Origin of the sequence: Klebsiella sp. 54 (assembly GCF_018223875.1) — a bacterium.
Taxonomy (GTDB): domain Bacteria; phylum Pseudomonadota; class Gammaproteobacteria; order Enterobacterales; family Enterobacteriaceae; genus Klebsiella; species Klebsiella quasipneumoniae.
Genome location: NZ_JAGRRA010000008.1, coordinates 12,907 through 33,188, shown reverse-complemented (window position 1 = coordinate 33,188; position 20,282 = coordinate 12,907). Strand labels below are relative to the sequence as shown.

Sequence of the window (20,282 nt, the reverse complement as noted above, 5' to 3'; positions counted from 1 at the left end):
CCTTCTCAGACTTACGGTTGCGAAAGCGGTTTTACGCGCTTATGAATCAGTCCCACGCTATCCAGGAACCAGTACAGCAGTTTCGCCGCCAGCAAGCAGATACCAAAGATCACGAGGAAAAACACCACGCGGGAGCCGAACGAATCCAGGCCCTCGCGCGCCAGCACTATCATGTTGAAGATAGCGCCGAAACAGAAACTGTGCAGGATAGCCGCTTTATAGCGATTGCTCTCCCGGTTGCCCAGCTCATACAGCCAGTCGAACCATTTAATAATCAACCCGACCGCCACGGCGCCCAGCGGCACAAACCAGACGCCGCCCATCACCACCAGCGAGCCAATTAGCGTCGGCGAAATCGCCAGCCCCGAATGGTTGTTTAACACTTCCCAGGTAAAGTAGTTGGCGGTATTGAGCACCATCGTCGGGCGACCGTGCCACATCCAGCTGGGGATAAAGACGTAGAAATCGCGGATCATCGGCGCCAGACCCTGGAAATCGATCTTGTCGTAGTTTTGCAGCAGCAGCGCCAGGTTCTCCCACGGCGAGAAGGTATCGCGTGTGAGATAGAGGAAGGTATAAAACGCTTCGTCGCCGCTGACGTTCATCCCGTAGCGCTTCAGCGCCAGCCAGAACATGCCGACGATGCCCAGCACGCCCGCCGCCGCCAGCATCCACAGGCTGATCCAACCGCGAATAATGCCGATAAACAGGAAGATGGCGAAGGCGATGATGATATTGGCGCGCGTCCCGCCGACGATGGCGTAGGTCAGCAAACCAAAGGCCACCGTGCTGACGAGGAAGAAGATCCACGCCTTATAATCCTGGCGCAAGAAATAGACCACCAGCATCGCCGGAATAAAGAAGTAGAAGAAGCGCTTCAACGCCACGCCGGAGACTTCAGCAGAGAAAATCTGGCTGTAGGAGTTGAGCTTAAACAGCAGGAAACCGTTGTGGGCGAAGAAGATGCCAACGCACAGCAGCGCCAGCCCCATCAAAATGCCCCACGCCAGATGGGTTTCTACCCGGTTCATGGTAAACAGCGGCCGACGCGCAACCTCACGCGATGCCGGACGCAGACGCGTTTTATAGGTCACGTAGTAAATCGCGTAGAAGCACACCGCGATCAGCAGCGTCTGCAGCAAAATCTCCGGCGGCGCCACGCTGACGTCAAAGCGGAACACCAGAATACTGGTCAGCGGGAAACCGAAGAAGAAAGTCAGCAGAAACAGCAACGAGAAAAAGACGTTGAAGTTGAAGCGTACCCGGCGGAACTCAAACCAGGTGGCGGTGGCGATAAACAGCGTCGACAGCAGCCAGACTACCAGCAGCCCGCTAAATTGCATTAACGTCATGCCTGCCCCTCCGCCGCTAACCGTAGCGCCCGCTGCCAGCCCGTCAGATAGTTCGGCCGGAAGAAAGCGATACCCGACTTATCCACGCTCGCCAGTTGGCGCTGCGCTTCGCGCACCACGCTGACGTCCAGCGCATCGCTGGTGAACAGCACCGGCACATGCTGCTCGGTCATATCCTGCCAGAACGGGTTTTCGCGGTTGAGCACGCAGGGAATGCCCGCCTGAATCAGCAGGCACAGGGTGCCGATCCCCTGCTGACGCGCGAACAGGAAATAGCCCAGATCGCAGCGGCGCAGCAGCGCCAGATAATCATGAAACTCCAGTTTCTCGCTGAGGATCTGCAGATGCTCACCGCTAAACAGCGCCGCCCCCGCCTCACGAACCTCATTGATATAGGCCTCGTTATTCGCCGGATAGCCCATCGGCATGATGACGTTTACCGTATCGCCAAACTGCTGATGAATAGCCTTCAGCGCGGCAATATGTTCATTGCTGCGATCCCCGGAGTTACCCACCAGAATGGTCAGCGTGTCGCCGCGCGGCGCGTTTTCGGCCAGGGTATTCAGCGCCGGATCCATACGGGTCGGGAAATAGAGCAGTTCGCCCGGGACGCGCGGATGACGGTTTGCGAACCAGCTCAGATCGCCGCGGGTGGCGAAAACGCGCCCTACCCGCCCCTGCGCCAGGCGGCGCAGCGGATAGAACAGGCGGAACTTCAGGCTGGTGGCGTTTTCGTACAGATCCGCCCCCCAGATATGCCAGTTAAACTGCGACGGGCGGATACCACCGCCCAACAGCGCCAGCCACAGGCCGGTATTGAACTGGCCGTGGAAGAAAAAGCGCTGCTGGCGGTTGGCTTTGGCTTGCGCAATCACCGCCTGCGCCAGCGACTTCTTCCCCGGATAACAGGTGATGTCCAGCGCCGGATACCCATCACGCACGCTGGCCTCATCACCGACGATCATAAATCTCCTGGCCTGCGGATCGGCGGCCAGTTCGTCGTTAAAGAACCGCAGTACGGTCTGGTTATGATGCGGGATATCTGATCCCAGTACATGTATCAGTGCTGTCATGCCCGTTTACGCCAGAGTAAAAACACGCCACTACAAAGGGCGAAATAAACAATATAAGTGGCCATATACGCCTGCGCCGCGCCAACCGCGCCGTGCGCCGGTATAAGCCAGTGTGAGAATGCGGTCAGCAGTGTGAACTGACTGATTTCCGTCAGAATATAAAAACGCAGCGACGCTTTGGCGATCACCAGATAGCCATAGACGTAGGCGCCTACTTTTAAAACGTCGCCCACCAGCTGCCAGGCGAACAGGTCACGCATCGCGGTAAAGCGATCGGAAAACAGCAGCCAGATGGCAAAATCGCGCAGCAGCCAGACCGTCAGGCTCGCCGCCGCCACTGCCGGCAGGACGAATTTCAGCGACTTGACTATCTCGCGGGTGATATCCGTTTTGGCGCTCAGCCGCGACAGCGTCGGCAGGAGATAGACGCTGAACGAGGCGGTAATAAACTGCAGATAGGCATCAGAGATGCTGCTCACCCCCTGCCAGATACCCACCGCCTCCCAGCCATAATGCGCCGCCAGCAGATTACGCATCATCACATAAGCCACCGGCAGGGTCACTGAGGTTATCAGCGCCATCAGGGTAAATTTCGATAGCTGTCCCGCCAGACCGTTATCCCAGCGCGGACGCAAGGCGCTCAGCGGGATATTACCCCGCCGCCAGAGCATAATACCCGCCGGAACCACCACCAGCGCCGGAACTAACGCCAGCCCCAGCAGCGCGCCCTGATAGCCTCCCAACACGTAGCAAGCATAGTAAGCCGCCACGCCGATCAGGCTCCCGGCAATCAGCGAGAAGGCGTTACCCGCCGCATCGCGAAAGCCTTTCATCAGCGCCAGCAGGAAGTTTGCCCAGGCGATCCCCATCTGTACCAGCGCCACCAGCCGTACCAGATTCTGATAATGAGTATGGCCGAACAACCCCTGGCTTATCGGCGCCGCGGCCAGTAAAAACACCAGCGCCAGCAGTGTGGAAAAGCCAAGCACCATCGCCGACGAGGTGCCCACCACCTGCTTCAGGCGCGGGGGATCGTCGTGATGCTGCGCCACCAGCTTCGTGACGCCATTAAATATCCCGGCCCCGGCCAGCACGCCGAGCACGGTGACCAGTTGCCGGAAGTTACCGGCCTGGCCAACGCCCGCGGGCCCAAACGAGACGGCCAGCAGCTTGACGACCAACAGCCCGGCGCCGATTTTGACCAGCGTCGATGCCGCCGTCCACAATGAAGCTTTTGCTAACGACATATCAGGAGAAGTAGCTCAGCAGCGAGTTAATCACCGTCCGCTGGTTCACCACAGACAGATTGTAAAACAGCGGCAGGCGTACCAGGCGCTCGCTCTCCTGGGTGGTATAGCGGTCTTCACCGTGGAATTCGCCGAAGTGTTCGCCTGCCGGACAGCTGTGCAGAGGAATGTAATGGAATACCGCGAGGATCTCCGCCTCTTTCAGCCAGGCGATCAACCTGCTGCGATCCTCGATATCGCGCAGCTTAATGTAGAACATGTGCGCGTTTTGCCCGCAGTCGGCCGGGATCGTCGGCAGTTCGATACGTCCCGCGCGTGCCAGCGGCAGCAGGGCGTCATAGTAGTTCTGCCACAGCGCCAGGCGCTGTTGGTTGATGCGCTCCGCCGCTTCCAGCTGCGCCCACAGGTAGGCGGCCTGCAGGTCGGACATCAGATAGCTGGAGCCAATGTCCCGCCAGGTATATTTATCCACCAGGCCACGAAAGAACTGGCTGCGGTTGGTGCCTTTTTCGCGAATGATCTCCGCGCGCTCCACCAGCGTGCGATCGTTGATGAGCGTCGCCCCGCCCTCACCGCCAGCGGTGTAGTTTTTGGTTTCATGGAAGCTGAAGCAGCCGATATGGCCGATGGTGCCCAGCGCACGCCCCTTGTAGGTGGACATCACCCCCTGCGCGGCATCTTCCACCACGAACAGGTTGTACTTGTCGGCGATGGCCATGATGATATCCATCTCGCAAGCTACGCCGGCATAATGCACCGGGACGATCGCCCGGGTTTTATCGGTGATAGCGGCTTCGATTAACGTTTCATCGATATTCATGGTATCGCGACGGATATCGACGAAGACGATTTTCGCCCCGCGCAGCACAAAAGCATTGGCGGTGGAGACAAAGGTATAGCTGGGCATAATCACTTCGTCGCCCGGCTGGATATCCAGCAGCAGCGCGGCCATCTCCAGCGAAGCCGTGCAGGAAGGGGTTAGCAGGGCCTTTGCCGTGCCAAAACGCTGCTCCATCCACTGCTGGCAGCGGCGCGTAAAGCCGCCGTCGCCGCACAGCTTGCCGCTGTTCATCGCAGACTGCATGTAATCAAGCTCGGTTCCAACCACCGGCGGCGCGTTAAATGGGATCATGAGGTCACCTGTATAGCCAGTAGGCGGTGCTTTCCACATTAGCACCGCTGAGAATATAACGTTTAAGCGCGGCGGTGTTGCCCATCTGGGTCGCCACCCGCAGTGTAGAAAGTCCGCGCGAAGCGGCCCAGTACCGCGCCGCCTGCATCAGCTGCGCCCCGGCGCCGCGTCCGGCCAGCAGGCCGATACGCGCCTCGGTGGCATTGAGCTGGCGCAGGGAGACAAAGGCGCGAATATCGCCCTCAGGATGGCGGTAAATCAGGCACTGATGGTCGAAGGTGCCGCGCACCGCATTTTCAATCCACTGGGCATAGAAGCGGCCGCTGGCATCGGCAGCGTACCAGGGCGCACGAAAGCGGCTCAGGGCAAAGGCCTGCGCCGCCAGCTCGCGCAGTGGCGCAATATCCGCCTCCACGGCGACGTCGGCGCCCGCATCCGCAGGGTTGCCCACCGGTAGCGCCAGATCGACCTCGCCTTCCACCAGCTGAAAACCCAGCTGCTGCAGCGCGTCGAGCCGGACGGTGTCGCTGGCGGCTACCTTCGCCTGCACCCGCGACCACCCCGCCAGCGCCTCAGGCGTCAGCAGCGGCGCACGCTCGTCAAAGTGAACGACGGCGCTGTTAACGGCAAAGAAGCGGTTCTCCCACTCCAGGGGATCAATACTGGCGCGGACGGGCACGGAGCAGATCCAGCAGATATTGGCCGTAGCCGGTTTTTTCCAGCCGCTTCGCCGCGCGTTTGACGCCGTCGTCGTCCAGCCAGCCGTTGCGCCAGCCGATCTCTTCCAGACAGGCGATTTTAAAGCCCTGACGCTTCTCGACGGTCTGCACAAACATGCTGGCCTCGATCAAGCTATCGTGGGTGCCGGTATCCAGCCACGCAAAGCCGCGTCCAAGCAGTTCGACGGTTAATGCGCCATCTTCAAGGTACATCTGGTTGATGGAGGTGATTTCCAGTTCGCCGCGCTCGGATGGCTTGACCCGTTTGGCGTACTCCGCCACCTTGCCATCGTAGAAATAGAGACCGGTAACCGCCCAGTTCGACTTCGGCTGCTTCGGCTTCTCTTCCAGCGACAGCGCGCGGAAGTTGTCATCAAACTCCACCACACCAAAGCGTTCAGGATCCATCACCTGATAGCCAAAAATCGTCGCCCCTTCCGTGCGGGCAGCCACGCTGCGCAGCTTGGGGCTGAAGCTCTGGCCGAAGAAGATGTTGTCGCCTAACACCAGGCACGCCGGTTCACCGTTAAGAAAGGCTTCGCCGATGATAAACGCCTGGGCTAAACCATCCGGCGACGGCTGTACGGCATAGTGCAGCGCAATGCCAAACTCTGAACCATCGCCGAGCAGGCGCTGGAAATCGCGCAGATCGTCCGGCGTGGTGATGATCAGGATCTCACGGATCCCGGCCAGCATTAATACCGACAGCGGGTAGTAGATCATCGGCTTATCGTAGATCGGCAACAGCTGCTTCGACACGCCGCGGGTGATAGGATGCAGTCGCGTTCCAGACCCCCCCGCCAGAATAATACCTTTCATCATTCCCCCCAGAGATGATTAGCCTTGCAGCCCAAGACGCTCGCCCTGATAGCTACCGTCCTGAACCTGGCGCCACCATGGCTCGTTCGCCAGATACCACGCCACGGTCTTACGCATACCGGAAGTGAAGGTCTCAGCCGGCGTCCAGCCCAGCTCACGGGCAATCTTCGAGGCATCAATGGCATAGCGCAGATCGTGGCCCGGGCGGTCGGCAACAAAGGCGATCAGGTCGCGATAGTGCGCCACGCCCTGCGGCTTATTCGGCGCCAGCGCTTCGAGCAATTCGCAAATGGTTTCCACCACCTCGATGTTTTTACGTTCGTTATGACCGCCGATATTGTACGTCTCGCCGGGTTCGCCGCGGGTCGCCACCAGATATAGCGCCCTGGCGTGATCTTCCACGTACAGCCAGTCGCGGATCTGCTGTCCATTGCCATACACCGGCAGCGGCTTGCCCGCCAGCGCGTTGAGGATCGTCAGCGGGATCAGCTTCTCGGGGAAGTGATACGGGCCGTAGTTGTTCGAACAGTTGGTGATAAGCGTCGGCAGGCCATAGGTTCGCAGCCAGGCGCGCACCAGGTGGTCGCTGCTGGCTTTCGAGGCCGAATAGGGACTGCTTGGCGCATAGGGCGTGGTCTCGGTAAAGAAATCATCGCTGCCGTGCAGATCGCCATACACTTCATCGGTGGAGATGTGATGGAAGCGAAACGCCGATTTTTGCGTCGTAGCCAGCGTATTCCACCAGCTACGGGCCGCCTCCAGCAGCGTATAGGTGCCCACGATATTGGTCTCGATAAACGCCGCCGGGCCGTCAATCGAACGATCGACATGGCTTTCCGCCGCCAGGTGCATCACTGTATCCGGTTGATACTGAACGAAAATACGATCAAGCTCGCCGCGGTCGCAAATATCCACCTGTTCAAAGGCGAAACGCGCATCCTGCGCCACCGGCGCCAGCGACATTAAATTGCCGGCGTAGGTCAGTTTATCCACCACCACCACGCGATCGGCGGTGTGCTGGATAATCTCCCGCACTACCGCCGAACCAATGAAGCCCGCGCCGCCGGTGACCAGAATGGTTCTCACCGCCACACTCCTTTGGTGTCGATGATATACGCCTGGGTGACGCTATCGCCGCTAACGGCTTTAAATTCATGGTGATCGACCAGCATCACCAGCACATCGGCGCTGGCCAGCGCCGCATCGAGGGTCGCCAGCGTACACAGACCGTCGAGCTTCTTCGGCAGCGCGTGAATGTTGGGCTCAACCACCTGCGTCGTGCCGCTGTGCCAGCGGGCAATCTGCGCGGCAATTTCCATTGCCGGGCTTTCGCGCAGGTCGTCAATATTCGGCTTAAAGGCGAGGCCAAAACAGGCAATGGTCAGTTCGCTGGCCCGTTTGTTGGTGGTATTCAGGCAGTCCGCTACCTGCGCTTTCACCTGTTCGATAACCCATTCCGGCTTGTGGTCGTTAACCTCACGGGCCGTGCGGATCAGACGCGCCTGCTGCGGGTTCTGCGCCACGATAAACCACGGGTCGACGGCGATACAGTGGCCGCCGACGCCCGGACCCGGCTGCAGGATATTCACCCGAGGATGACGGTTCGCCAGGCGGATCAGCTCCCAGACGTTAATGCCCTGGTCAGCGCAAATCAGCGACAGCTCGTTGGCAAAAGCGATGTTGACGTCGCGGAAGCTGTTTTCCGTCAGCTTGCACATCTCAGCGGTGCGCGAGTTGGTCACCACACATTCGCCTTCAAGGAAGATTTTATACAGCTCGCTGGCGCGAGCGGAGCAGACTGGCGACATGCCGCCGATAACGCGGTCGTTTTTAATCAGCTCGACCATCACCTGACCGGGCAATACCCGCTCCGGGCAGTAGGCGATATTCACGTCCGCCGCTTCACCCACCTGCTGGGGGAAGCTAAGATCCGGGCGCATCTCCGCCAGCCACTCAGCCATCTGTTCGGTCGACCCGACCGGCGAGGTGGACTCGAGGATCACCAGCGAGCCTTTCTTTAACGTTGGCGCAATGGATTTTGCCGCCGACTCGACAAACACCATATCCGGCTCGTGGCGATCTTTAAACGGCGTCGGCACGGCAATCAGGTAGGCATCCGCTGCCACCGGGGTGGTGGTGGCGCTTAAATACCCCTGCTCGACCGCGGTCTTCACCACGCTCGCCAGATCCGGCTCCACGATATGAATCTCTCCACGGTTAATGGTCTCCACGGCATGTTGATTGACATCAACGCCGACCACCCGCTTCTGCCGGGAGGCGAACGCGGCAGCGGTTGGCAGCCCGATATAGCCAAGGCCAATCACTGAAATGGTAGAAAAACTCATAGCGTTACCTGATTATTTTTAAGTGCAGACAAAATTCGACGACATGCTTCGCCATCGCCATAAGGATTATGCGCGCGGCTCATCGCCTGGTATGCGGCATCATCCTCCAGCAGTCGCGTCACTTCCGCGACGATGCGCTGGCTGTCAGTGCCCACCAGACTCACGGTGCCGGCGGCCACCGCTTCCGGACGTTCGGTCATATCGCGCATGACCAGCACCGGTTTCCCCAGGGAAGGCGCCTCTTCCTGAATGCCACCGGAATCGGTCAGGATGAGCCAGGCCCGATCCATCAACCAGACGAACGGCAGGTAGTCCTGCGGTTCAATCAACATCACGTTGTCGATATGGCCGAGAATACGGTTCACCGGTTCGCTGACATTAGGATTCAGGTGAACCGGATAGACAATCTGCACCTCAGGGTGGGTATGGGCTATCTCCGCCAGCGCCTGGCAGATCTGCTCAAAACCGCGGCCGAAGCTTTCCCGCCGATGGCCGGTAACCAGAATCATTTTTTTACCGTGGCTAATGAAAGGGTAGCGCTGCAGCAAGGTCTCCCGTAGCGCTTCATCGCCCAAAACCCGATCGCGCACCCAGAACAGAGCATCGATGACGGTATTACCGGTCACCGTGATGCGACTGTTGGCAATGTTCTCCCGCAGGAGATTCTGCCGCGAGGTTTCCGTAGGGGCGAAGTGGTACGTCGCCAGATGCCCGGTCAACGTACGGTTGCCCTCTTCCGGCCACGGCGAACTTAAATCGCCGGTCCGCAGACCCGCCTCTACATGGCCCACCGGTATGCGCTGGTAAAACGCCGCCAGGCTCGCCGCCATCGTGGTGGTGGTATCGCCATGCACCAGCACCACGTCGGGTTTAAACGACTCCAGGACCGGCTTCAGCCCCTCAAGAATACGGCAGGTGATCTCGGTGAGCCCCTGCCCCGGCTTCATGATGTTGAGATCGTAGTCCGGGGTGATGGAGAATAGTTTCAACACCTGATCGAGCATCTCCCGATGCTGCGCGGTCACGCATACTTTCGCCTCAAAATGAGGATCCTTTGCCAGCGCATGGACCAGAGGAGCCATCTTGATGGCTTCCGGCCTCGTGCCAAATACAGTTAGTACTTTCACATCGATTCTCTTCGATTAGGCGATGAAGGTCATCTGCCCTTCACCACAGGCCGCAATCACAGGACACGACGACGCGATAACGCCACGCCTGCGCCGATGAGCGCACCCACAATCCCCCACATCACCATCAGAAATACACGGCGCGGGCTATCGCGTTTTACAGGTTCTTCCGGCGTTCGCAAATACCGGTAAGTCTGAAAACGCGGGTCCAACGTTGGACCGACGTTCAACGTGCTCAGCATGGCGCGATTCTGGTCGTAATCGAGGTCATATTCCGGTCCGACGGCCTGCAGGTTTTCCAGTCTGGCCTGCAGCATCGGCCTGCCCAATAAAAATAGCTCTGAATCCGGCAACTGATCGGCAGGAACATCCGTTTCGCTGCGTGAGATGTTATGCTGCTGAGCGACCTTCAGCGCTTGCTCCACGCTGTGGGTCCGGCGGTTGAAAATAGCCTCGGCCACCTCCTCCTGGCGCTTCACCTGCGCCTTCATTTGCACCGTCCGCGCCGCCCAGGCGCCTTTGAGTTCGTCGTTAAGATGGCCGGCCGCCCGCTGGCTGGCGAAAGCCACATACTGGCGCAGCAAATTATTGGCATCCTGCCCGGTCTCGGCAGTCAGTTTGACGCTGTCATTGACGCTCTTGGCCGCATCGCCGGGCATAAACTGGATATTGTTAATCAAATCATCCAGCATCGCCGCATCGGCGCGAGCATTACCCGACTGGCGCTGCTTGTAGTAGTCCGTTTGCAGCCAGAAATCACGCCGGGTGTCCCAGGAGGCCAGCTGCATGATGAACTCTTTATACGCTTCATCCATGGCGGAAGGCTGATCCACCGAGGCCAGGTCGGCTTTGATATCCAGATTGCGTAAGAACTGCTGCTGGGAATAGTACCCCCCCAACATGTTGACAGTAGGCCGATCGGTGATCGCCGTGGCGCTCCACTCCTGGCGAGCAAAGAAGGTGTACACCAACACGATAGCGGCGAAGAGAACAGCGCCGCCGACTATCCAGCCTTTTCCTGCCCATAAAGCGCGAAACAGCCCGCGAATATCCAGCTCGTTCTCAACGTTCACTGCTTGTGCTCCCGGTAATGGTTGAGTCATCACATCCCCAGCTTTACTTGGTTAGTTTCGGATTATTGCCGCTGTGTCGCCGAATTCTGCGTCTGATGCGCTTAACCAGACGCGCCACTTTCCAGGCGCGCTTAATACAGTAGCCATAAAGGAAGAAGGCCACCAAAAAGAGAATTAACATCACCCATTCCGGCACAATGCGGGTATATTCCGCCGCGACGCCAACCAGCGCCAGCAGGGCAGCGGCCAGGGTAATCAGGACGAACGCCTGGCGGGAAGTAAACCCGGCGCGCATGATCAAATGATGAATATGCTGCCGGTCCGGTGAGAAAGGACTCATGCCTTTACGCAGGCGGCGATACATAATCGCCACCATATCCATCAACGGGATAGCGATAATCCACAGCGCAGTGACCGGGCTGATGGGATGCGTTTTACCTTGGGTGGTTTCCAGCAAGATCCAGATGATGGTGAAGCCAATCATGGTGCTGCCGGCGTCACCCATAAAAACTTTATAGCGGCGGCCGAGGGCGCCAAGATTAAGAAGAATATAGGGCAGAATGGCGGCGATCATCGCAAAACACCACATCGCCAGGCTGTACTGGCCATCAAACCAAAGGATGATCCCGGTCGCCGCAAAGGAGACCGATGACAGGCCGCCGAGCAGACCGTCAATCCCATCGACCATATTAAACGCATTGATGGCGGCCCAGACGGCAAACAGAGTAAGGAAGAAGCCGAAGGGCCCCAGCACCAGCTCCCACGAGCCAAAAATAAAGCCCAGACTACTCAGATGCAGATTCCCTGCCATCATCATAATCACGGCGATCGCGGCCTGAATGACCGCGCGAATTTTCACGCTGATGTCGAAGCGATCGTCCAGCGCACCAACCAGCACCAATACCCCCGCACAGGCCAGATACAGCGAGGCGTGAGGAATATAATAATCGGCGATAGCGAAGGTAAAACAGATGCCTGCATAAACTGAGATACCACCGACCAACGGAATCAACCCCTGATGCCGTTTGCGATAGTTTGGTTTATCCACTAACCCAATCTTTTTTGCCACTTTCCGCGCGACAAAAATAAAGAGGGTCGTGAATAAGAAAATACTGATTAATTCAGTAATAGCAGTGAGTAAATTCACAACGCATGTGCTCTCAGCATAGTTAATCCGGGAAGTATAGCGATGATGCCCCAACTCCAGAAGGGGAAAAGCAGAACATTACAAATTTATTGTATAGATTTTAGTCTGTTAAAGCTGTCTCCGCCTGCTGTCCGGCGCCATTATACGACAACTTTCGTCCCGCTTTCTCTGTCTCTGGATCATACAAATCCCAAAATGAAAACGCCACGCAAAGGCGTGGCGTTTTTGGCTTTTTTTACCTTACGAGCGCTTCATCATATCGAAGAAGTCATCATTCGTCTTAGTCATTGCCAGTTTATTAATGAGGAATTCCATCGCGTCGATCTCACCCATCGGATGGATAATTTTGCGCAGGATCCACATTTTCTGCAGCTCTTCCTGAGTGGTGAGCAGCTCTTCTTTACGCGTACCGGAACGGTTGTAATCGATAGCCGGGAAGACGCGTTTTTCAGCAATCTTACGAGAGAGGTGCAGCTCCATGTTACCGGTGCCTTTAAACTCTTCGTAGATAACTTCATCCATTTTGGAGCCAGTGTCGATCAGCGCCGTGGCGATGATGGTCAGGCTGCCGCCCTCTTCAACGTTACGCGCCGCGCCGAAGAAACGCTTCGGACGGTGCAGGGCGTTAGCGTCCACACCACCGGTCAGCACTTTACCGGAAGCCGGGACCACAGTGTTGTAGGCGCGCGCCAGACGGGTAATGGAGTCGAGCAGGATGATAACGTCTTTCTTGTGTTCAACCAGACGTTTCGCTTTCTCGATAACCATCTCAGCAACCTGAACGTGACGGGATGCCGGTTCGTCGAAGGTGGAAGCAACGACTTCACCTTTCACCAGACGCTGCATCTCGGTCACTTCTTCCGGACGTTCGTCGATCAGCAGCACCATCAGCACGCAGTCCGGATGGTTGTAAGCGATGCTCTGCGCGATGTTCTGCAGCAGCATGGTTTTACCGGCTTTCGGCGGCGCGACGATCAGACCACGCTGGCCGCGGCCAATCGGGGAAGCCAGATCCAGTACGCGAGCGGTTAAGTCTTCGGTAGAACCGTTACCACGCTCCATACGCAGACGAGAATTCGCGTGCAGCGGCGTTAAGTTCTCGAACAGGATCTTGTTACGGGCGTTTTCCGGCTTGTCGTAGTTAACTTCGTTAACTTTCAGCAGCGCAAAGTAACGCTCACCCTCTTTCGGAGGACGAATCTTACCGGAAATGGTGTCACCAGTGCGGAGGTTGAAACGGCGGATTTGGCTGGGGGATACGTAGATGTCGTCAGGGCCGGCGAGGTAGGAGCTGTCTGCGGAGCGGAGGAATCCAAATCCATCCTGCAGTATCTCCAGTACGCCGTCGCCAAAGATATCTTCGCCACTCTTCGAATGCTGCTTGAGGATGGCAAAAATAATATCCTGCTTACGCATACGAGCCAGATTTTCCAGCCCCATATTTTCGCCGAGAGTAATCAGCTCAGAAACCGGCGTATTCTTTAATTCGGTAAGATTCATAGTGGTGTGGGTTCTTAAACTCGGGGTAAATCTCGAACTTAATGTTGTGAATGGTATGGCAGGAACTTCCATGCCTGTTAACGGCCTTCATCTCGTGTCTGTACGTTGCCTGGTCACAGGAAAGAACGCAGAACTGAAACGACTAGACGGAATGAGTGAAAAGCCCGGAATTAATAGCTTCACGCGCATTTTTTTGCGGGATGCTTCGGGTAAAACAAGATTCAAACAAGGTATGTTTAAAACGAAGTCTGTGGATTAACTTAGCACGACTCCAGCCGGGCGTCCAGAGTTCCGCAAAAAATAGGAATCTGGACGCCGGAACAGCAATTCGCTTACGCCAGGTTGGCGTCGAGGAACTCTTTCAGCTGACCCTTGGACAGGGCGCCAACTTTGGTGGCCGCCACTTCGCCGTTTTTGAACAGCAGCAGGGTTGGGATGCCGCGAATGCCGTACTTCGGCGCGGTACCCGGGTTCTGGTCGATGTTCAGCTTAGCTACGGTCAGTTTGCCCTGATACTCTTCAGCGATCTCATCCAGAATCGGGGCGATCATTTTGCACGGACCACACCACTCTGCCCAGAAATCGACGAGGGTCAGCCCGTCAGCCTTGAGTACGTCCGTGTCAAAACTGTCGTCAGTCAGGTGAATAATTTTATCGCTCATATTTAACTCCACAGGAATAAGCCTGGTGTGTTGGTGTCGTAGCCATCAACGACGCGCTGCAGCTACGTTATGCACGCTATTCTTCAGGATACCTCAATTCTCTGGTCTGCCAACTGGCGCGATCCATCATGGACCCACCTTTTGACGCCAGGGTTGCCCGAACGCGAACTGCATGCTGCAGATTTATCGCTCCCGACTCGCTTAGTGGTCTAAGCTATCCTGGATTCGTTCAGTTACCGTAGACGTACCTTGAATAATTTCGCACACCGCCAACGAAAGGTTGACGTTATTTCACCGGATACGCTTTCTTAATGCAATAGTTAGCTGATATTCTACCACACTATGAGCAAAACACATTTAACAGAACAGAAGTTTTCCGACTTCGCCCTGCACCCGGCAGTCATTGAAGCCCTTGAAAAGAAAGGGTTTCATAATTGCACACCTATTCAGGCCCTCGCCCTTCCGCTGACGCTGGAAGGCCGCGATGTCGCCGGGCAGGCGCAAACCGGTACCGGTAAAACGATGGCGTTCCTGACGTCGACGTTTCATTATCTTCTCTCTCACCCGGCTATCGCCGATCGCCAGGTAAACCAGCCGCGCGCGCTGATTATGGCGCCGACGCGTGAACTGGCGGTACAGATCCACGCGGACGCTGAACCGCTGGCGCAGGCCACCGGTCTGAAGCTGGGTCTGGCTTACGGCGGCGACGGCTACGATAAGCAGCTAAAAGTGCTGGAAAGCGGCGTCGATATTCTGATCGGCACCACCGGTCGTCTGATCGATTACGCGAAGCAAAACCACATTAACCTCGGCGCCATTCAGGTCGTCGTGCTGGACGAAGCCGATCGCATGTACGATCTCGGCTTTATTAAAGATATCCGCTGGCTATTCCGCCGCATGCCGCCGGCCACTCAGCGTCTGAACATGCTGTTCTCCGCGACCCTTTCCTATCGCGTACGCGAACTGGCGTTCGAACAAATGAACAACGCCGAGTACGTTGAAGTCGAGCCGGAACAGAAAACGGGCCACCGTATTAAAGAAGAGCTCTTCTACCCGTCCAACGAAGAAAAAATGCGCCTGCTGCAGACGCTGCTGGAAGAAGAGTGGCCCGATCGCGCCATCGTCTTCGCCAATACCAAGCATCGTTGTGAAGATATCTGGGGCCATCTCGCCGCCGACGGCCATCGCGTAGGTCTGCTGACCGGCGACGTGGCGCAGAAAAAACGTCTGCGTATTCTCGAAGAATTTACCCGCGGCGACCTCGATATCCTGGTCGCGACTGACGTTGCCGCTCGTGGCTTGCACATTCCGGCCGTGACCCACGTCTTTAACTACGATCTACCAGACGATTGCGAAGATTACGTTCACCGCATTGGCCGTACCGGTCGCGCTGGCGCCAGCGGTCACTCCATCAGCCTCGCCTGCGAAGAGTATGCGCTGAACCTGCCGGCTATCGAAACCTATATTGGTCACTCAATTCCGGTCAGCAAGTACAACCCGGACGCGCTGATGACCGATCTGCCGAAGCCGCTGCGCCTGACCCGTGCTCGCCCAGGCAACGGCCCGCGCCGCAACGGTCCACCGCGCAATCGTCGTCGTTCAGGTTAAGAAATCTATGCTATACGCTCAATCATTCAGAATGTGCCAGGGCGCGCTTCCCCGGCAACCCGCTCAGTTACACGGATTGGGCACAAGCGCCCCGTCGACCAGGGAGCCTTCTGAACGATGAAGAGCATGAGCTCCACCTCGCTGTATGCCGCCATTGATTTGGGCTCCAACAGTTTCCATATGTTGGTGGTGCGCGAGGTGGCTGGCAGTATCCAGACGCTGAGCCGCATTAAGCGCAAAGTCCGTCTTGCCGCCGGCCTGAATAGCGACAACACGCTCTCCGCAGAAGCGATGGAGCGCGGCTGGCAGTGCTTACGCCTGTTTGCCGAACGCCTGCAGGATATTCCGCCGGCGCAAATCCGCGTCGTGGCCACCGCCACGCTGCGTCTTGCCGTCAATGCCGGCGAATTTCTGGCGAAAGCGCAGGAGATCCTCGGCAGTCCGGTACAGGTCATTAGCGGCGAAGAAGAAGCGCGTCTGATTTATCAGGGGGTCGCCCACACCACCGGCGGCGCCGATCAGCGACTGGTGGTCGATATCGGCGGCGCCAGCACCGAACTGGTGACCGGAACCGGCGCGCAAACGACCTCGCTATTTAGCCTGTCGATGGGCTGTGTGACCTGGCTTGAACGCTATTTCGCCGATCGCAGCCTGACGAAAGAAAATTTCGATCTTGCCGAGGCGGCCGCGCGTGAGGTGCTGCTGCCCGTCGCCGATGTGCTGCGCTATCACGGATGGAAAGTGTGCGTTGGCGCCTCCGGCACCGTTCAGGCTCTGCAGGAAATTATGATGGCGCAGGGGATGGATGAGCGGATCACCCTGACCAAACTCCAGCAGCTTAAACAGCGCGCCATTCAGTGCGGACGCCTGGAAGAGCTGGAGATCGAAGGCTTAACCCTTGAGCGAGCGCTGGTGTTTCCAAGCGGGCTGGCGATCCTTATCGCTATCTTCAGCGAACTGAATATTCAGTGTATGACCCTCGCGGGCGGCGCGTTACGTGAAGGTCTGGTGTACGGCATGCTGCATCTCTCCGTTGAACAGGACATCCGCAGCCGCACTCTGCGTAATATTCAGCGTCGTTTTATGATCGACACCGAACAGGCCCAGCGCGTCGCTGGTCTCGCCAGCCACCTGCTCAGCCAGCTGGACGGCAGCTGGGAGCTGGATCCGCTAAGCCGCGACTTGCTCCTCAGCGCCTGTGCATTGCATGAAATTGGCCTGAGCGTGGATTTTAAGCGCGCGCCGCAGCACGCGGCCTATCTGGTCAATAATCTCGACCTGCCCGGCTTTACCCCGGCGCAGAAGAAGCTGATTGCGACGCTGCTGCTTAACCAGACTAACGCCATCGACCTCTCATCGCTTCATCAGCAGAATGCCGTTCCGCCGCGAGTTGCCGAACATCTTTGTCGCCTGCTGCGACTGGCGATACTCTTTGCCAGCCGGCGGCGTGACGATTTGCTGCCCGCCATCAATCTTGTGGCCGATGATGAAAAACTGTCCCTGACGCTGCCGGAAAACTGGCTGGATAATCACCCGCTTGGGGCTGAGCTGATCGAACAGGAATGCCAGTGGCAGAGCTATGTGCACTGGGTACTTGAGGTGAAGTAATACGCTGAACATTGCCGGGCGGCGGCTTCGCCTTACCCGGCCAGCTTATCGCTATCCTTTCTCTTTAGCTTTTGCCAGCATGGCGCGAATGTTCGCCACGTTAGCCTGTCCTTTATGCATTCGCTCTTCAGCGGTAATCACTTTGCGCGCCTGCTCCCAAATCAGATCGTCCTGGGGTAGCTCCAGCAGAAAACGGCTCGGTTCCGGGCGCACCACCTCACCATACTGCCGGCGCTCCTTACAGAGCGTAAAGGTCAGCTCTTTCTGCGCGCGGGTGATGCCCACGTAGGCTAACCGGCGCTCTTCATCGACATTATCTTCATCAATGCTGCTCTGGTGCGGGAGCAATCCCTCTTCCATTCCCACCAGGTAAACATACGGGAACTCCAGCCCTTTTGAGGCATGAAGGGTCATCAGCTGCACCTGATCCAGCTCTTCATCCGATTCACCGCGCTCCATCATGTCGCGCAGCGTAAAGCGGGTGACCACCTGCGTCAGGGTCATTGGCTCATCGATTTCGCTGCCTTCCAGCATCTCGGTCATCCAGGTGAACAGCTGGTTGACGTTTTTCATGCGCATTTCTGCGGCCTTCGGGCTGGGCGAGGTTTCATACAGCCAGGATTCGTAGTCAATTCCGCGGATTAAGTCGCGCACGGCGTTAACCGGCTCGCGTTCGGCCAGCTGCTGGATCTCACGCAGCCAGTGGGTGAAGCGGGTGAGTGATTCATAGCCGCGCCCGGTCAGCGTCTGGCTGAGACCCATATCAAAGCTGGCGGTGAACAATCCTTTGTTGCGGCCCATCGCCCACTCACCGAGCTTTTGCAGCGTCGCCGGGCCGATCTCGCGCTTCGGTGTATTCACGATACGCAGGAAGGCGCTGTCGTCGTCCGGGTTGGTCAGCACGCGCAGATAGGCCAGCAGATCTTTAATTTCCGGGCGCGAGAAGAACGACGTGCCGCCGGAGATTTTGTACGGGATGCGGTTCTGCATCAGCATCTTTTCAAAGACCCGCGACTGGTGATTGCCGCGATAAAGGATCGCGTAGTCTTTGTAATTGGTTTTATTAATGAAGTGGTGGGCGATCAGCTCCCCGGCCACGCGCTCCGCTTCATGATCTTCATTGTTGGCGGAGAGCACTTTCAGCTCAGCGCCATATCCCAGCTCAGAGAACAGCCGCTTTTCAAAAACGTGCGGGTTATTGGCGATCAGAATGTTAGCGGCTTTCAGAATACGCCCGGAGGAGCGATAGTTCTGCTCAAGCTTGATAACCTGCAGCGCCGGGAAGTCCTGGCTGAGCAGCACCAGGTTCTGCGGCCGCGCGCCGCGCCACGAGTAGATCGACTGGTCATCGTCGCCTACCACGGTAAAACGCGCCCGCTGGCCCACCAGCAGCTTCACCAGCTCATACTGGCTGGTGTTGGTATCCTGATACTCATCCACCAGCAGGTAGCGGATCTTATTCTGCCAGCGTTCGCGCACCTCCTCGTTGCGCTGCAGCAGCAGCGTCGGCAGCAGGATCAGATCGTCAAAATCGAGGACATTGCAGGCCTTCATATGCGCATCGTACAGCCCATAGCAGTGGGCGAAAATGCGATCCCGTTCGCCTTTCGCACCCGCGGCGGCCTGCGCCGGGGTTTTCAGATCGTTTTTCCAGTTGGAGATCGTCGAGATCAACTGCTGGAGCACCACTTTGTCATCTTCGATCAACCCTTCGGTCAGCTCTTTGAGCAGCGCCACCTGGTCAGTATCGTCGAATAAGGAGAAGTTAGACTTCATGCCCAGCGCGGCGTATTCCCGCTTGATGATATCCAGCCCCAGAGTGTGGAAGGTGGAAATCATCAGCCCGCGTGCCTCTTTGCGCCCCAGCGTTTGCCCAACGCGCTCTTTCATCTCGCGCGCGGCTTTGTTGGTAAAGGTCACGGCCGCGATATGGCGCGCCTGATAGCCGCAGCCGCGGATCAGGTGGGCGATTTTATTGGTGATCACGCGGGTCTTACCGGAGCCGGCGCCCGCCAGCACCAGGCAAGGTCCGGTTACAAATTCGACGGCTTGTTGTTGGCCAGGGTTTAAACGCATGGGAGTCTTGCTCAATCTTCGAACGGGGTGGCGATTGTAGCAGAAAGCGGAGCCGAGATTTACCGACTGATGGTAAAGTGAAGAAATCGCGATTAACCCGTAGAGCAGAACCATGAAAAAGACCGCAGCAGCCCTGCATATCCTGGTCAAAGAAGAGAAACTGGCCCAGGAGATCCTTGCCAAACTGGAACGCGGCATCAGCTTCGATCATCTGGCAAAGCGCTATTCGAAATGCCCGTCCGGGCGTAACGGCGGCGATCTGGGGGAGTTTCAGCAAGGCGCGATGGTCGGCCCATTCGATCAGGCGGTCTTTAGCTGCCCACTTCTCAAGCCCTACGGTCCGGTAAAAACCAAATTTGGCTACCATATCATTAAGGTGCTTTATCGCCGCTGACGCGTGGTATATTGCGCCCCGATTTATCTCAACCTATTCAAGGCACGATCATGGCAAAAACAGCAGCAGCACTGCATATTCTTGTTAGAGAAGAGAAACTGGCTCTGGATCTTCTGGAGCAGATTAAAAACGGCGCCGACTTCGGTAAGCTGGCGAAGAAGCACTCCATTTGCCCATCAGGCAAACGCGGCGGTGATTTAGGTGAGTTCCGCCAGGGCCAGATGGTGCCGGCGTTCGATAAAGTGGTTTTCTCCTGCCCGGTGCTGGAGCCAACCGGACCGCTGCATACCCAGTTCGGCTACCACATCATCAAAGTGCTGTACCGGAAATAATAAAAAAACCCGGGGATCTTAATCTCCGGGTTTTTGCCTGATGGCGCTTCGCTTATCAGGCCTATTAA

General features: G+C 57.3%; 18 protein-coding genes. 4 read left to right on the top strand and 14 right to left on the bottom strand.

Annotation, left to right across the window (positions count from 1 at the left end):
- Nucleotides 1–11: 11 nt before the first annotated feature.
- From wzyE to trxA, 13 genes are all read right to left on the bottom strand, one after another.
- The gene (gene wzyE / locus KHQ24_RS18105; RefSeq protein ID WP_211777389.1) at nt 12–1,352 is read right to left on the bottom strand and encodes an ECA oligosaccharide polymerase; all 1,341 of its coding nucleotides are present in this window, start codon (nt 1,350–1,352) and stop codon (nt 12–14) included.
- Nucleotides 1,349–2,425 carry a TDP-N-acetylfucosamine:lipid II N-acetylfucosaminyltransferase gene (locus tag KHQ24_RS18100; protein ID WP_211777388.1) on the bottom strand — a complete coding sequence of 359 codons (1,077 nt, stop codon included), beginning with the start codon at nt 2,423–2,425 and terminating at the stop codon, nt 1,349–1,351. Before KHQ24_RS18100 ends, wzyE begins: the two co-directional genes overlap by 4 nt.
- Nucleotides 2,422–3,672: a lipid III flippase WzxE gene (wzxE, locus tag KHQ24_RS18095; protein ID WP_004886828.1), complete on the bottom strand. Its 1,251-nt coding sequence runs from the start codon at nt 3,670–3,672 to the stop codon at nt 2,422–2,424. The genes KHQ24_RS18100 and wzxE overlap by 4 nt, the downstream gene beginning before the upstream one ends.
- A gap of 1 nt (nt 3,673) precedes the next feature.
- Nucleotides 3,674–4,804, bottom strand: a complete 1,131-nt coding sequence (gene rffA / locus KHQ24_RS18090) for a dTDP-4-amino-4,6-dideoxygalactose transaminase (RefSeq protein ID WP_004886831.1) — start codon at nt 4,802–4,804, stop codon at nt 3,674–3,676.
- A 4-nt stretch (nt 4,805–4,808) separates the two neighbouring features.
- On the bottom strand, nt 4,809–5,483 hold the full coding sequence (gene rffC / locus KHQ24_RS18085; RefSeq protein WP_004886833.1) for a dTDP-4-amino-4,6-dideoxy-D-galactose acyltransferase: 675 nt from the start codon (nt 5,481–5,483) through the stop codon (nt 4,809–4,811).
- Nucleotides 5,461–6,342 carry a glucose-1-phosphate thymidylyltransferase RfbA gene (rfbA, locus tag KHQ24_RS18080; RefSeq protein WP_004886836.1) on the bottom strand — a complete coding sequence of 294 codons (882 nt, stop codon included), beginning with the start codon at nt 6,340–6,342 and terminating at the stop codon, nt 5,461–5,463. The genes rffC and rfbA overlap by 23 nt, the downstream gene beginning before the upstream one ends.
- An 18-nt stretch (nt 6,343–6,360) precedes the next feature.
- The gene (rffG, locus tag KHQ24_RS18075) at nt 6,361–7,428 is read right to left on the bottom strand and encodes a dTDP-glucose 4,6-dehydratase (protein ID WP_064183899.1); all 1,068 of its coding nucleotides are present in this window, start codon (nt 7,426–7,428) and stop codon (nt 6,361–6,363) included.
- On the bottom strand, nt 7,425–8,687 hold the full coding sequence (gene wecC, locus KHQ24_RS18070; protein ID WP_048293967.1) for a UDP-N-acetyl-D-mannosamine dehydrogenase: 1,263 nt from the start codon (nt 8,685–8,687) through the stop codon (nt 7,425–7,427). Before wecC ends, rffG begins: the two co-directional genes overlap by 4 nt.
- Nucleotides 8,684–9,814 (bottom strand): non-hydrolyzing UDP-N-acetylglucosamine 2-epimerase, encoded by a 1,131-nt coding sequence (gene wecB / locus KHQ24_RS18065; RefSeq protein ID WP_211777387.1) that lies wholly within the window; start codon nt 9,812–9,814, stop codon nt 8,684–8,686. The genes wecC and wecB overlap by 4 nt, the downstream gene beginning before the upstream one ends.
- Before the next feature lie 56 nt (nt 9,815–9,870).
- On the bottom strand, nt 9,871–10,917 hold the full coding sequence (gene wzzE, locus KHQ24_RS18060; RefSeq protein ID WP_004886846.1) for an ECA polysaccharide chain length modulation protein: 1,047 nt from the start codon (nt 10,915–10,917) through the stop codon (nt 9,871–9,873).
- A gap of 13 nt (nt 10,918–10,930) precedes the next feature.
- Nucleotides 10,931–12,034 carry a UDP-N-acetylglucosamine--undecaprenyl-phosphate N-acetylglucosaminephosphotransferase gene (gene wecA, locus KHQ24_RS18055; RefSeq protein ID WP_004886849.1) on the bottom strand — a complete coding sequence of 368 codons (1,104 nt, stop codon included), beginning with the start codon at nt 12,032–12,034 and terminating at the stop codon, nt 10,931–10,933.
- Between the two features lie 240 nt (nt 12,035–12,274).
- Nucleotides 12,275–13,534 carry a transcription termination factor Rho gene (gene rho / locus KHQ24_RS18050; RefSeq protein WP_002883293.1) on the bottom strand — a complete coding sequence of 420 codons (1,260 nt, stop codon included), beginning with the start codon at nt 13,532–13,534 and terminating at the stop codon, nt 12,275–12,277.
- Nucleotides 13,535–13,866: 332 nt separating this feature from the next.
- On the bottom strand, nt 13,867–14,196 hold the full coding sequence (gene trxA, locus KHQ24_RS18045) for a thioredoxin TrxA (RefSeq protein WP_002883224.1): 330 nt from the start codon (nt 14,194–14,196) through the stop codon (nt 13,867–13,869).
- A 342-nt stretch (nt 14,197–14,538) separates the two neighbouring features.
- On the opposite strand from trxA, the gene rhlB reads away from it, so the two are divergent.
- A complete protein-coding gene (rhlB, locus tag KHQ24_RS18040; protein WP_002883222.1) occupies nt 14,539–15,804 on the top strand; it encodes an ATP-dependent RNA helicase RhlB in 1,266 nt (421 codons plus the stop codon).
- A 117-nt stretch (nt 15,805–15,921) separates the two neighbouring features.
- Nucleotides 15,922–17,412 carry a guanosine-5'-triphosphate,3'-diphosphate diphosphatase gene (gene gppA, locus KHQ24_RS18035; RefSeq protein ID WP_023319439.1) on the top strand — a complete coding sequence of 497 codons (1,491 nt, stop codon included), beginning with the start codon at nt 15,922–15,924 and terminating at the stop codon, nt 17,410–17,412.
- Between the two features lie 51 nt (nt 17,413–17,463).
- Here gppA and rep read toward each other — a convergent pair whose 3' ends face one another.
- Nucleotides 17,464–19,488: a DNA helicase Rep gene (gene rep, locus KHQ24_RS18030; RefSeq protein WP_004886858.1), complete on the bottom strand. Its 2,025-nt coding sequence runs from the start codon at nt 19,486–19,488 to the stop codon at nt 17,464–17,466.
- Nucleotides 19,489–19,600: 112 nt separating this feature from the next.
- Between rep and ppiC (KHQ24_RS18025) the strand changes: the two genes are divergently transcribed.
- The gene (gene ppiC / locus KHQ24_RS18025) at nt 19,601–19,882 is read left to right on the top strand and encodes a peptidylprolyl isomerase PpiC (protein ID WP_004886860.1); all 282 of its coding nucleotides are present in this window, start codon (nt 19,601–19,603) and stop codon (nt 19,880–19,882) included.
- Between the two features lie 50 nt (nt 19,883–19,932).
- Nucleotides 19,933–20,214: a peptidylprolyl isomerase PpiC gene (gene ppiC / locus KHQ24_RS18020; protein WP_211777386.1), complete on the top strand. Its 282-nt coding sequence runs from the start codon at nt 19,933–19,935 to the stop codon at nt 20,212–20,214.
- The last annotated feature ends 68 nt before the right edge of the window (nt 20,215–20,282 follow it).

What these genes read in the sequence shown, in the direction of transcription:
- wecC (WP_048293967.1), bottom strand. Translation starts at nt 8,687, where the DNA reads ATGAGTTTTTCTACCATTTCAGTGATTGGCCTTGGCTATATCGGGCTG.
- wzxE (WP_004886828.1), bottom strand. Translation starts at nt 3,672, where the DNA reads ATGTCGTTAGCAAAAGCTTCATTGTGGACGGCGGCATCGACGCTGGTC.
- wzzE (WP_004886846.1), bottom strand. Translation starts at nt 10,917, where the DNA reads ATGACTCAACCATTACCGGGAGCACAAGCAGTGAACGTTGAGAACGAG.
- gppA (WP_023319439.1), top strand. Translation starts at nt 15,922, where the DNA reads ATGAAGAGCATGAGCTCCACCTCGCTGTATGCCGCCATTGATTTGGGC.
- rffA (WP_004886831.1), bottom strand. Translation starts at nt 4,804, where the DNA reads ATGATCCCATTTAACGCGCCGCCGGTGGTTGGAACCGAGCTTGATTAC.
- rfbA (WP_004886836.1), bottom strand. Translation starts at nt 6,342, where the DNA reads ATGAAAGGTATTATTCTGGCGGGGGGGTCTGGAACGCGACTGCATCCT.
- trxA (WP_002883224.1), bottom strand. Translation starts at nt 14,196, where the DNA reads ATGAGCGATAAAATTATTCACCTGACTGACGACAGTTTTGACACGGAC.
- wzyE (WP_211777389.1), bottom strand. Translation starts at nt 1,352, where the DNA reads ATGACGTTAATGCAATTTAGCGGGCTGCTGGTAGTCTGGCTGCTGTCG.
- ppiC (WP_211777386.1), top strand. Translation starts at nt 19,933, where the DNA reads ATGGCAAAAACAGCAGCAGCACTGCATATTCTTGTTAGAGAAGAGAAA.
- rhlB (WP_002883222.1), top strand. Translation starts at nt 14,539, where the DNA reads ATGAGCAAAACACATTTAACAGAACAGAAGTTTTCCGACTTCGCCCTG.
- rho (WP_002883293.1), bottom strand. Translation starts at nt 13,534, where the DNA reads ATGAATCTTACCGAATTAAAGAATACGCCGGTTTCTGAGCTGATTACT.
- KHQ24_RS18100 (WP_211777388.1), bottom strand. Translation starts at nt 2,425, where the DNA reads ATGACAGCACTGATACATGTACTGGGATCAGATATCCCGCATCATAAC.
- ppiC (WP_004886860.1), top strand. Translation starts at nt 19,601, where the DNA reads ATGAAAAAGACCGCAGCAGCCCTGCATATCCTGGTCAAAGAAGAGAAA.
- rep (WP_004886858.1), bottom strand. Translation starts at nt 19,488, where the DNA reads ATGCGTTTAAACCCTGGCCAACAACAAGCCGTCGAATTTGTAACCGGA.